The organism is Noviherbaspirillum massiliense JC206, assembly GCF_000312045.1.
In the GTDB taxonomy this organism is placed as follows: domain Bacteria; phylum Pseudomonadota; class Gammaproteobacteria; order Burkholderiales; family Burkholderiaceae_D; genus Noviherbaspirillum; species Noviherbaspirillum massiliense.
Genome location: NZ_HE978634.1, coordinates 697406 through 709887, shown reverse-complemented (window position 1 = coordinate 709887; position 12482 = coordinate 697406). Strand labels below are relative to the sequence as shown.

Annotated in this window: 11 protein-coding genes; 8 read left to right on the top strand and 3 right to left on the bottom strand. The window is 62.0% G+C overall.

Going from position 1 to position 12482, the window contains the following annotated elements:
• The first annotated feature begins 1 nt into the window (after nt 1).
• The 5 genes from HGHM_RS20525 to HGHM_RS20515 all read left to right on the top strand — a co-directional run bounded on the left by HGHM_RS20525 (nt 2) and on the right by HGHM_RS20515 (nt 5732).
• Entirely contained in the window at nt 2-706 is a 705-nt protein-coding gene (locus tag HGHM_RS20525) for a general secretion pathway protein GspB (RefSeq protein ID WP_019140134.1), read from the top strand.
• Nucleotides 707-1124: 418 nt separating this feature from the next.
• Entirely contained in the window at nt 1125-1445 is a 321-nt protein-coding gene (locus HGHM_RS23025) for a hypothetical protein (RefSeq protein WP_148415331.1), read from the top strand.
• Nucleotides 1446-2322: 877 nt separating this feature from the next.
• Nucleotides 2323-3465: a hypothetical protein gene (locus tag HGHM_RS03555; protein ID WP_019140132.1), complete on the top strand. Its 1143-nt coding sequence runs from the start codon at nt 2323-2325 to the stop codon at nt 3463-3465.
• A 5-nt stretch (nt 3466-3470) separates the two neighbouring features.
• Complete coding sequence (locus tag HGHM_RS03550) at nt 3471-4412, top strand: DUF6384 family protein (protein ID WP_019140131.1); 942 nt, start codon at nt 3471-3473, stop codon at nt 4410-4412.
• The gene (locus HGHM_RS20515; protein ID WP_148415329.1) at nt 4413-5732 is read left to right on the top strand and encodes a coiled-coil domain-containing protein; all 1320 of its coding nucleotides are present in this window, start codon (nt 4413-4415) and stop codon (nt 5730-5732) included.
• A 28-nt stretch (nt 5733-5760) separates the two neighbouring features.
• On the opposite strand, the gene HGHM_RS03540 is transcribed toward HGHM_RS20515, so the two are convergent.
• Genes HGHM_RS03540 through HGHM_RS03530 form a run of 3 tightly spaced genes read right to left on the bottom strand, consistent with a single transcriptional unit; the run spans nt 5761 to nt 9031 of the window.
• Entirely contained in the window at nt 5761-6741 is a 981-nt protein-coding gene (locus tag HGHM_RS03540; RefSeq protein WP_019140128.1) for an alpha/beta fold hydrolase, read from the bottom strand.
• The gene (locus HGHM_RS03535; RefSeq protein WP_019140127.1) at nt 6738-7547 is read right to left on the bottom strand and encodes an SDR family NAD(P)-dependent oxidoreductase; all 810 of its coding nucleotides are present in this window, start codon (nt 7545-7547) and stop codon (nt 6738-6740) included. Before HGHM_RS03535 ends, HGHM_RS03540 begins: the two co-directional genes overlap by 4 nt.
• Complete coding sequence (locus tag HGHM_RS03530; protein ID WP_019140126.1) at nt 7544-9031, bottom strand: flavin-containing monooxygenase; 1488 nt, start codon at nt 9029-9031, stop codon at nt 7544-7546. The genes HGHM_RS03535 and HGHM_RS03530 overlap by 4 nt, the downstream gene beginning before the upstream one ends.
• A 91-nt stretch (nt 9032-9122) precedes the next feature.
• On the opposite strand from HGHM_RS03530, the gene HGHM_RS03525 reads away from it, so the two are divergent.
• From HGHM_RS03525 to infA, 3 genes are all read left to right on the top strand, one after another.
• Complete coding sequence (locus HGHM_RS03525) at nt 9123-9737, top strand: TetR/AcrR family transcriptional regulator (RefSeq protein WP_019140125.1); 615 nt, start codon at nt 9123-9125, stop codon at nt 9735-9737.
• Between the two features lie 260 nt (nt 9738-9997).
• The gene (locus HGHM_RS03520; protein ID WP_019140124.1) at nt 9998-11488 is read left to right on the top strand and encodes an amidase; all 1491 of its coding nucleotides are present in this window, start codon (nt 9998-10000) and stop codon (nt 11486-11488) included.
• Between the two features lie 531 nt (nt 11489-12019).
• Nucleotides 12020-12283 carry a translation initiation factor IF-1 gene (infA, locus tag HGHM_RS03510; RefSeq protein ID WP_019140122.1) on the top strand — a complete coding sequence of 88 codons (264 nt, stop codon included), beginning with the start codon at nt 12020-12022 and terminating at the stop codon, nt 12281-12283.
• Nucleotides 12284-12482: the final 199 nt, after the last annotated feature.

The window sequence follows — 12482 nt, the reverse complement described above, 5'->3', positions numbered from 1 at the left end:
CATGTCCTACATTCTCGATGCCCTGAAAAAAGCGGAAGCCGAACGCAGTGCCGAAACTCTCCGGCCGCTGCAGGTGCCGCCCAGCTTCAGCGCAACGCGTGCGTCGAGCCACGCACGCTGGGATCGCCCCTGGATCTGGGCCGGCGCAAGCGCCTGCGCTGCGGCGCTGATCGGATTCGCATGGATGAAGCCCTGGCAGGCAGCGCCCTCGCCCAAGCCTGCTGCCACTCCCGCGACGCCTGCCACGGCCCCGGTCGCGGCCCAGGTGCAGCCTGCGCCGGCACCGCAGGCCTCGACGCCACCCGCCGCGCCTCCCCGGCACACCGAGCCTGCACCTCCGGCCGAGGCAAAGCCGGCGCCAGAGGAAAAGCCGGTGGAAGCCAAGCCCAGGCGTACGAAGAAGACGCGCCGAACCCACACTGCATCCAACGACACCCGCAAGCCGGAGCCAGTGCAGGTCGCGGCTGCCGCAACGGAAAACCTTCCCGCCCGCAAGGACCTGCCGCAGCAGATACAGCGCGAACTTCCGGCGCTGTCGGTCGGCGGCTACCTCTACGCCGGCAATCCTGCCGACCGCTCAGTGGTGATCAACAACCGTCTGCTGCGCGAAGGCGACCAGGTCGCACCCGGCCTGGTGCTGGAGAAGATGATGCCGGACGGGATGGTGCTGAATTACAAGGGCCTTCGCTACCGCAGCGGGTATTAGCGGTAACGGTTCTTGTATGGCAGAGCCCGGTTTGCATTCGCAAGTCGGGCAACGACTTCCCGACGTCTCAAGCGCTCTTCCGGTCTGTCTCGGTCTGATCGTTGTACCGAAGCCCGTAATAATGCGGATGACGCAAGCAGCAATGTCCGGTCAGAACCGAGCGTTCATTTGTTGCCACACATATGCGCGGCTAATTGCTGCAAGCATATTTTCCTTCTACACTGCCCTCCGTCCCATCTGATCCGGACTGTCCGTCTTTCACGGATTTTTATCTATCCGTATAAGTCGGGGATAAAGGCAAAAACCCAAGTACTCTACCGGTTTGCGCCAAGTGGCGGACGATGCATAACGGACAGTGCTCCGTGCATAGCGGACGTCGCTGTCCATATAAATTACAGTTAAAGTTTAGAGAATTCTCATGCACGAATGGACAACATTGACCACACGCTATGGTGTTACAACCCAAATCGTTGATTCGACCACTCTCCGCAACGCACTGACTGAACTATTTACGTCACCAAGAGATGATGAACATCCTGACTGCTGGATTGAGTGTGGTAGCCAAGATGGCCCTTTGTACACACTTAACATTTTTCAGAGCTGGTATGGTATTTACACCAAATACTCTGACGTCGATATGACAGAAGAACTTGAGACTAAGGAACTCAAAGCTCCAACGGTTGAAGCAGCTTTACGACTTTGGGAAGCTCTTATTCATGAGCGATATGAAGAACTTTAACTCGTCGCTGAACCCGGACTCGCAACCGAAGACCGCCGCTTCGCGGCAGGGTTGCGACCGGTTAGCTCGGCGTTAGACATCAAGAATGCGACTTATAACGTTATTTGTGCTTTTGCTTTCTGCCAAATTTGCAATTGCGCAGTCGGACCTTACTGCAGAGATCGAAAAGAACAAGCAATGCGGAGATGACTATTGTACTTACGTGGCAGGTAACGATTTTGAAGTAACCATTACAGGAATTGGAAAGCCCAACGCTGGTATTGTTTTCGGACGGTCAAAATTCGAAGGCGATTACTACGGCTCCTTTGGCTTAATGCATGGTTGCGTCATTGTGCATAACGGTACATCCAGGCCTCCGATACTTAAAGAGTTCGCTTTCATCTCACCAAAAAATGGAAAGGTTTATCGGAATTGGAAAGATTGCAAATCCGCGTCGTGATGTCTAACTTGTCGTATATGGACTCCCCCGAAGTACAAGGGACTGATCGATAGGGATGGCATGAGGGAGCAGCCTGCAGTCGACTATCCGGCATCTGTGATGCGCTCATTAACGGCCGTGCCGACATGGATTCTGCGTCACCATTGCGCCAATCGCTACGAGCGGCAAGCGTACAGCTGCCGGAAATGCTCGTAGAAACCCCTTTCCTTGCAACAAAGTGTCAGGTGCCTGTCTTGGCAATCAACACCATGCGGCCATGGATTGTTCTTCCCCTTCCGAACCGCCCGCGCAACTCCTAAGTGAGCTTGAAGTTTTACTTCGGCAATTCGGCACATCCGCTACGCCTTCACGAGATCGATTTCCTCCGATTCCTGTCCATAGCAGTATGCCTGCCGGTCACCCGGCGGAACGTGGATAACCGGAACGGAAGGAATTTTCATGCTGCCTGTAAATTATCTTGACCGCGCGGTGTCGGCGCTGCGCACCATCGGCATCAATATCCAGGCCGAGCAGAGCGCGCCGGTCATACCGATCCTGGAAAAGATCGAGCATTACGACAATGCAAAGGTGACGTCGATCGCCACTACCCTGCAGCAATCCTCCTCATTCAACGCCGCGGTGCGGGAGCAGATCGCCGGCATGGATATTTCCACCCGCTATGCCGACATTGCCGAGCGATTCAACTCCATCCGGGACGATGCGCAGCAGATGGCGCAATGGACCGCCGATGGCAAGCTGGACTTCCGCGAACGCATGCGCATGAACTGGATGAAGATGCGGCGCGGCTCCATTCCGGACCGCTTCAACGATATCCGCAACACTTACTATTCGGTGGCTGAATCGGCGAACGACCAGATCCAGCGCGAGAACACGATACTCGAGGCTTACCGTGATTTCCGCATGGCGCTCAAGGCGGCCGAAGTGCAGGCCCAGGAATTGCTGAACACTGCCACCACAGCACTGGATGAAAAGAAGGGAGCCTTGCAGAATGCGAATGCCGCGGTCGAGACCTACACGGGTGAGGATGCCGCCGAGCGTGCACGGCTGGAGCTGCTGCGCGACGAAGCGCTGCGGACCGTGCAGAACGAGGACAGGTCCTACCAGGTGGTGAAGGATATCGCCGACGACCTGAAGACTGCCTACAACACCGCGGAGCTCGTGTTTGCCCGGCTGCAGCAGACCCACAGCGTGAAGGAGCGCCTGTACCAGCGCGCCGTGACCTTCTTTGCCACCAACGAAGTCGTGTTCACCGGCCTGTCGGCTTCCTTCACTTCGATGGCGGGATTGTCGGAGGCGACCAATACCATGGAAGCAATGAAGGCCGGCATGAACAAGGGCCTGGAAGATCTGGCCCGGACCGGCGGCGCCCAGCTGGAAGCCGGCCTGCGCGCCGGATATGGCTCGACGCTGCAGGCGAGTTCGGTCAAGGCGCTGGCGGATGCCGTGGTCGAATTCCAGGCGCACACCCTCAAGCTGGTCGACGAGCTGCGCAAGGAATCCACCCAGACCGCGCGCGAGATCGAGGCGGCAACCGAGGACAGCAAGCGGCGCTTCGTTGAGCTCACCGCCAAGGGTGTCTGAGCGCCATGGCGGAAGTGCGGCTGCGGGAACAGATGGGGGCGATGGCCCTCATCGACGAGATGCGCCACAGGCAGATGGTGGTCCAGGAGCACCTGGACCTGCCGCGGCGTCGGGAAGAAGTTGCGCGGCGCATCCGGGAATACTACCGGACCCAGAACATCACGGTCGATGACGAGCTCGTGGAACAGGGCGTGCGCACCTATTTCGACAAGCGCCTCAGCTACGAGGCGCCGCACACCGGAAAGCTGTCCGCTTTCCTGTCCCGCATTTACATCACCCGCGCCTCATGGAAAAAGCCGGCGCTGGCAGGCGTCGCGGTGCTGGCGCTGCTTGCCGGCGGCGGCTATATGGCGCAGCAGGCGCGCGAGAATGCGGCAGTCGCCGAGCGCGCCGCACAGTCTGCTGCCAACGCCGAACTCGACCGCATCGCTTCCCAGGTGCGCAAGACCGAGGAAAGCTTCCGCGCAATGGGCCTGCCGCAGTCCGACATGCAGCAGGTGGAGGCCATGGTGGCGCAAGCCGACGAAGCGCTGCGCGCGCACGACAGCGCCAGGGCGCGCGCATCCCTCGATACGCTGGAGTCGACGCTGACCTATGCCGCGACACCGCTGACCATCAATGTGGTCGACCGCGCCGGCGCGAAGACCGGGGTCGTACGCCGGTATGGCGCAAGCGGCGGGACTGCCTGGTATCTGATTGCGGAAGCCACCGATCCCGCAGGACGCGTTGTGCCCATCCCCGTCACCAGTGCCGAATCCGGTGAGAGAAAGCAGGCAAGCCAGTTCGGCGTGCGGGTAAGCCAGGCCGTGTATGACAGCGTCCGGGCCGACAAGATGGACGACGGCCATGTGAATGACAAGGTACTCGGGAAAAAGCCCGCCAAGGCGCTGACGGTGCAGTACTCGCGCGCCTATTCCGATCAACCCGACCTGATCCTGGAGTGGTAAGTGTTGCTCGCCTCAACCATGCTCGGCTCCATCCAGCGAAATTCCCTCGACTACGGCTGGAAGTTGCGGGAGATCGAACATCAGCTCTCCGAAGCCGCCAGCCAGGAATTGCGGCTGAAGCAGCAGATCGCCCTCAAGCTCAACGAAATTGCTGGGATGCACCTGGAACGCAGGCCGGAGCTGGAGCGCGAGGCGCGCGAAGTGCTGGAGCTCCGGGATACGGAGGAACGCGAGCTGCGCAAGGGGCTGCAACAGGTCGAGAGCGTGATTTCCGGGCTGCAGGAAAAAATCGATGCCCTGCAGGCGGACATGCGCCGGGTCAGGAAGAAGGCGGCGGACCTGCTGGCCGGGCGCGAGGATTTCAGGCAGCAGCTGGCACGCTATGAAGAGGCGCAGGAGCGCCAGCGTGTGGCGGCGCCCGGGCTGCACGAACTGCAGGACGAATGCGCACGCAAGCTGCCGCAATACCGGCAGGACCCGCGCTATGCCTATCTCGTTACAGCCGGCTATGGTACGGATGCCTACCGGGGCTCGGGCCTCGTGCGCTTCCTCGACGACTGGATCGCCCGCTTGTGCAACTTCCGTGAAAACCGGCGCAATGAAATGACGCTGCTGGCCATGCGGGATGAACTCTCCAAGTCGGAAGGCGAAACGCGGCAGGCACTGGAGGCGCTTGCCTCGCAGCTTGCCGCGGCAAAGGCAGGCGCAGAGGAAGCCGCCGGCATGCACCCCCTGGAGGCGGACCTGGCGCGCCTGAAGGAGACGGTACAGGCAGAGAAGAAGCGCGCCAAGGACATCCAGGCGCAGCTCGCCCCTTACGCCGCCAAGACGGATACCCGCTATGTGCAGGCACGTTCACTGGTGACGGTCGCGCTGCAGGCGCACTCGGAAGAGGAATTGATGGCGCGCGTGCTGCAGACGCCGGGCAAGGCCGACGATGCGCTCGCGCGGGAGGTCGTCGACATGCAGGCTTCGTTGAAGGCGCAGCAGCGCCGCATTGCCGAGCTGGAACGGCAGCGTTCCGGCGCGGAAGCGGAGTACCAGCGTGCAAAGGAGCTGGAACGCACGATGCGCCATCCCGGGTATGCCGGAGGAAATTACCAGTACCGCAGCGGCATAGACCTCGGTGCCCTGCTCATGGGCTACATGGCCGGCCGGCTGACCCTGGACCAGGCCACGCACGAAATCGGCCAGTATCGCCAGGATAGCCCGAACGATTTTCCATATGACCGCTTTCCCCAGGACTGGGGCCAGAGCGGCGGCTTCGACACGTCGGGCTCGTTCGGGGGAGATAGCTTTAGCACGACGGATTCGTTCTGACCCGCAGTGCTTCTTCTACCAATTGCGTTCAGGCCGCGTCGACCTTGCCTTCCCGGACTTGCCGCTCCGCTTCCATGATGAAGCGCGCCGTCATCTCCGGCGCCGTCACCGGCAGCATGTGGCCGCCATCCACCAGCTTGAGCGTCGCGCCCGGCAGCTTGTCGACCAATGCCTGTCCGTTCGCCTTCCAGTTCAGAATGCGATCCTGGCGCCCGAACAGGATGCTGACCGGAACCTGCAACTCGGCATAGCGCGACGAGATCGCAGGCAGCCGCGCCGGCAGCGCCTGCAGGTCCAGCGAGGCGGCGATGAAATGGCTGGGACGTAGACCCAGGAGTCCGCCGCCACGGGTGGCGAAGTCGCGCGGGACAGGATCCGGGCCGAATACCTGGCCGAGGACAGCGCGGCTGGCGACGATGGAGGCCGGCGTCGCCAGGGTCCAGGCAAACAGATTGCGTCGCCACGGCGACTCGATCGTCAAGGCCCGGAAGGCCGCTGGCGGCTCGCCATCCTCCGGCAGATGCGTGAGCGGCGCCAGCAGGGCCAGGCCGGCAACACGGCTCGGATGTTCGAGCGCCAGGGTCAGCGCAACCGCACCGCCCAGCGAATGCCCCACCACAAAGGTGCGGCCGAGTTGCAGCTTGTCGATCAGGGCCGCGATCTGCGAGGCTTGCGTGGACAGGTCGGCGGGCGTCGAGGCATCACGCACCGAGTAGCCGGAACCCGGCCGGTCTATCGTGATGACGCGATACTGCTCGGACAGCTGCTTGACGACACCATAGGTGTAGTGCCGCATCTGCCCGGCCAGTCCGTGAATCAGCAGCAAGGCCGGCCCCTTGCCCTGTTCCCGTACATGGAACCGTACGCCGGCAACCTCGATGAATCGCCCCAGAGGTGGCAGCGCCACCTGCACCTGCCGCGCGGTGTACCAGGTGAACAAGGCCAGGCCGTACGCGAGCAGGCAAAAAAACAGCGGCACGGACAAGGCCGCAATAAGAACCACCATCATTCCCTGATTCCTTTCTTCAGCAGTTTCCAGTAATGAACCGGTGCGATGCGCTCCAGCAGCGCGACGATCTTGGCATCCGTGCCCACCAGGACCCGCGCCTTGCGGCGCTCAATGCCGCGCACGATAACTTCCCCCGCCTTTTCCGGCGGCATGCGCAGCAGCTTCTCGGCGAGCGCTTTCCGGCGCCGCACCTCGTCCTCGGGCACATCGGCGGGAACGCGCGCATTCCTGGCAATCGACGTGGCGACGCCGCCCGGGTGCACGACGGTCACACCGACATTCGAACCCTCGAGTTCATGGCGCAGCGCATTGGAAAAGCCGCGCACGGCAAACTTGCTGGCCGAATACGCCGCCTGCCCGGCCGGCGAAACCAGGCCGTAGAGACTGGAGAGGTTGACGATGCGCGCCTCGTCGCTCGCATGCAGGTACGGCAGGAAGGCGCGCGTCATCCGGACCACGCCATGGAAGTTGATGTCCATGAGCCAATCGAAATCCGCTTCGCTGACCTGTTCGAAGGTGCCGCCGAGCGCAACGCCGGCATTGTTGATCAAGAGGTCGATGTGCCCGTGAGTGGTATGCACTTCACCGGGCAGCGCCCGCACCGCGTCGCGGCTGGCGACATCAAGGCGATGGCAGCTCGCCTTGACGCCAAGCGCCGTGACCTGCTTCGCCGTTTCCAGCAGGCCCTCCTGGTTGATGTCGGCCAGCGCCAGATGGCATCCGCGCCGCGCGAGCGATATGGCAGTGGCGCGACCGATGCCGCTGCCCGCGCCGGTGATGACGGCAACCCTGTCTTTCAATCTCATGGCATAGCTCCCTTTTCGCCGAAGCGCATGACCCCGTCGGCGATGCGGCCGAAGCGGATGGTGAACAAGTCCTGGAAATAGTTCTGGTACACCTGCCAGGGCGCACGCGAGCCCTGCTTGGGCAGGATGTGCTGCGCGCGCTGCACATAGCCAGACGTAAAGCTGAGGAAGGGTTCCGGCTGGACGCCCGCTTCCCGGCGCGGCACCGCGATCGACTTGCCATGGCGGTCCATGTAATGCAGCAGGCGGCATACATAGCCTGCGGTCAGGTCCGCCTTCAGCGTCCATGAAGCATTCGTGTAGCCGAAGGCCATGGCGAAATTCGGCAGGTCGCTCAGCATCATGCCCTTGTAGGCAATGGCTTCGTTCGGACGGAAAGGCTTGCCGTCGACGACGACATTCATTCCGCCCAAGACCTTGAGCTTCAGGCCGGTCGCCAGCACGATGACGTCGGCCGGCAGTTCCTGGCCGGAGCTGAGCCGGATGCCATCCGGCGTGAAGCGCTCGATGGTATCGGTGACGACCGAGGCGCGGCCCTTGCGGATGGCGCGGAACAGGTCGCCGTCCGGCACTGCGCACACGCGTTGGTCCCAGGGCTTGTAGCTCGGATTGAAATGCGTGCCGGCATCGCATCCGTCGCCGACCTGCTTTGCTGCCAGCTTCACGATGTGGCGCTTGACGGGTTCCGGCCGGCTGCGCGCCAGCCGGTAAAAGAAGATGCTGACCAGGATGTTCTTCCAGCGCGTGAGCCTGTACGCGAGGCTTTCGGGCAGGATGCGGCGCAGCCCTTGCGCGATGCTGTCTTCGCCGGGACGCGTGACCACGTAGGAAGGCGAGCGCTGCAGCATGGTGACGTGGGCCGCGGTCTCGGCCATGGCCGGAACCAGGGTGACGGCAGTGGCACCGCTGCCGATCACGACGACGCGCTTGCCGGCGTAATCCAGGTTTTCCGGCCAGAACTGCGGCAGCACGACGGCGCCGCGGTAATCCTCCTCCCCGGCAAATTCCGGACGGTGCGCCTCTTCATAGCTGTAATAGCCGCTGCAGCCGTACAGGAAGCGGGCGCGCACGGTGGAGCGGACCCCGGTGGCAGTGTCTTCCGTCTCGACCGTCCAGCAGGCATCGCGGCTCGACCAGGAAGCGCTCACCGCCTTCTGCCGGAAGCGGATGTGCGGCGTGATGCCCGCCTTGTCCGCCGTCTCGCGAATATAAGTGCGGATGGACGGGCCATCAGCGATGGCTTTCGGATTGGTCCAGGGCTTGAACCGGTAACCCAGCGTGTACATGTCGGAATCCGAACGGATGCCGGGATAGCGGAACAGGTCCCAGGTGCCGCCGATGGCATCGCGCGCTTCGAGGATGGCGTAGCGCTTGCCGGGGCAGCGTTCCTGCAGATGATAGGCAGCGCCGATGCCGGACAGGCCGGCGCCGATGATGAGCACATCGAGCAGCTTCTCTTCCGCAGCGGGTGGTGAAGTAGGCATGGGAGCTGGAAAAAATTTTGATCCGGATTAATTTTTTGACACTTTACATTGTCAGTTTTTATTTGACAAGGAACCATGTCAAAATAGAGGCATGCCTCCAGAACCGAATCCTGCCGCCCGCCCCTATCGGGGGGTTTCCCATGCCGAACGCCGCGCCGAGCGCCGCGGGCGCCTGATCGCCGCGGCCATCGCCGTCTATGGCGAACGGGGTTACCGCAATGCCTCCGTCAAGGCTGTGTGCGAAGCCGCCGGGCTGACGGAACGCTATTTCTACGAATCCTTTGCCAACAGCGAAGAACTGCTGGTCGCCTGCTTCAACGCCGTCACCTACGGCGTCCACGGCGAGAGCGTGAAAGCCATGCGCGGCAAGCGCAGCCAGAAGGAACGCATGCGCGCGATGCTGCATGCCTACTTCTCGGCCCTCAAGCGCGATCCGCGTTCGGCACGCGTCTTCCTGGTCGAGATCCGCGGCGTCAGCCCGGCCGTGGACGAAGCCTTCGAACTCGCCCTGCGCACCATCGCCCGCGAGAATGCCCAGCTGCTGGCATTGAAGGAAACGGGTGCCGACGAGCTGCTGCAGCTTGGCGTGCTCGGGGGAGTCATCCAGATCGCCTCGAGCTGGGTCAACCGGAACTACGAGCCTTCGATTGCAGCGGTGACGAACACTGCCCTGCAATTGACGAGTGTCTTGCTGGACAAGGCCTGACTGATCGAGAACAGCCGGTTTGGCAAGTGACTCTGGAACAAGGGCCGCGAATCCACGCCTTTTGGGTGCTGTCGAGAATTCTTACAATCCAGCCGGACCTGCAAGACTGCTTGCTCGCAGATCCCTGTTTTCAGGCGCAAACTTCTGGCGGGCATGACGATTGCATGGCGAGCAACAATGCTGCATGCGGATGGCCGCAGCAGCTATGCTTCAAAACAGGACGGGAAAGATAGCCATTGCCGGCACTTAGGAGAGCCACCGTGACGATCTCGTTTGACGAATATGTTCGATATGACGGACTGGGTCTGGCCGAACTGGTCAGGCGCGGCGAAGTACAGCGGCAGGAATTGCTGGAAGTGGCGATCGCGCGTGCCGATCAAACCAAAGGGAAGCTCAACGCCATCGTTCGCCGCTTCGATGAACGGGCACGGCAGAAAGCGCTGCAACCGCTTGCGACGGAAGCCCGCTTCCCGGGCGTGCCCTTTCTGGTGAAGGCACTGTTCCAGGACATCGCCGGCTTGCCGAGTTCCTACGGCAGCCGGGCCCTGGGCAAGACGGCTTCGCTTGCCTCCGCCGATGTAACGAGACGCTGGGAGGCCCAAGGATTGCTGATATTCGGCATGACCAACACGCCCGAATTCGGCGCCAAGAACATCACCGAACCGCTCGCCCACGGGCCTGCCCGCAATCCCTGGGATTTGTCGCGCACGCCCGGCGGTTCTTCCGGCGGCTCGGCTGCCGCGGTAGCGGCGGGAATCGTCCCGATGGCAGGAGCCAACGACGGCGGCGGCTCGATACGCATTCCGGCTGCAGCATGCGGCCTGTTCGGACTCAAGGCCGGACGCGGGCGCATTCCGATGGGCCCGTATGTCGGCGAGGGCTTGAATGGCTCCGCGGTGCAGGGCGTGGTGTCGCGCAGCGTGCGCGACAGCGCTGCCATGCTGGATGTGCTGCAGGGCCCTGAGCCGCATGCGCCCTACTACATGCCGGCGCCTGACCGGTCCTATCTTGATGCCATCCGACAGCCTCCGCGCCGCCTGAAGATCGGCTTTTCAACGATCTCGCCTATCGCCACTCCCGTCCATGCCGATGCGGTGGCAGCCGTGCAGGATGCCGCCAAGCTGCTGGATACACTCGGCCATCATGTCGAGGAAGCCAGCCCTGCGATTGACGGCGTGCAGCTCGCACAGGACTTCCTGATTCCCTGGTTCTGCTTTGTCGCGGCGACCGTGGACGGGATTCGCCGCAACACCGACGCCGCCCGGCGCGATTTCGAGCCGGATACGCTCGCCATGGCCGACGTGGGCCGCAGCGTATCCGCCACCGAATTGCTGCAGGCGCAGGCCCGCTGGCAGATCTACGTCCAGGCTCTCGCGCACTTCCATGCGCAGTACGACCTGTGGCTGTCCCCGGTGCTGAGCGAGCCGGCATTGCGCATCGGGCAGATGGCAACGCCGCCGCTTCTGCATGCGGTCAACGACCTCGTCAACATGATCGGCCTGTCCGGCGTGCTGCGAAAAACCTCGGTGTTCCAGGAAAACATTCTGAAGAATCTGGCATGGACGCCATTCACTCAGCTGGCCAACATCACCGGCAGGCCGGCCATGTCGGTTCCCCTGTACTGGAACCGCCAGGGCCTGCCGCTGGGCGTGCAATTCCTTGGAGCGCTGAACGATGAAGCCCTGCTGCTGCAGCTTGCTGCCGAGCTGGAGCAGGCGCGGCCATGGTTCGACCGGCAGCCGGCAATCTGATCCGTTCGTTCAGGCGCAGCCTTGAAGTGCCTTCATGGCGTACGCCGGTTCGACATCGCTGCCGCAAAAAATAACAGCGCCTGCGACAGCATCCCGGTCAATCCTCGTTCCGCGCCGATCGCTCCATCGGTGAAGCCCTTGTGCAGCAAGGCCGCGACCCACGCACCTCGCCTTCATCGGAATGGCGCATGGGCTTGTGCGGTATAATGCACGGCCTGAAAGACGGACTGCCTTGTCTGGGTTGGCATTCCAGCCAGCCATCTCTCACAGCCCTCGGTGGCATGCGCGTTGGAGCCTCAAGCATGCCTGCCCTTCTCAACCATTGCCGCCATGTCATGTACATGCATGCCATAACGGTGCTCATCAAGGCTCTCTGACCCGCCCCGCAAGCGAGTCGGGCGACAGCAGCGAAACCGTAGCGGCCGTTACCGGGCCGTCTTCTCCCCACCGGCCACAGCAACCCGGTCGTGCACTGCTCCACCGATAGCCGGCTGCTCCGGCAACCCTCACTTTTTTTTATAGGAATAAACCTTGGCCAAAGAAGAACTGATTGAAATGCACGGCCGTGTGGCCGAAGTGCTCCCGGACTCCCGCTATCGTGTTGACCTCGACAACGGCCACCAGCTGATTGCCTACACTTCGGGAAAGATGCGCAAGAACCATATCCGCATCCTGGCGGGAGACCAGGTCTCCCTGGAACTGTCTCCCTACGATCTCAGCAAGGGACGCATCACCTTCCGTCATCTCGAAAAGCGCGGCCCGGCACCTGCCGGTTCTCAGCGCCGCCGCCATTGATGGCATGCAGGGGCGATGCAAGAGCCCGTCGACGGATGCGGAAGAAATCCGCGTAAACGAAAAAAGCCCACCGTAGTGGGCTTTTTTTCATTCCAAGAATCGATCGACCAGGAACCCATGCTATCTGCGTGGTGCTTCCGGACAGATGATTTCAACCACCCATGCTATCTGCATGGTGTTGCCGATTTCAATTAAATCG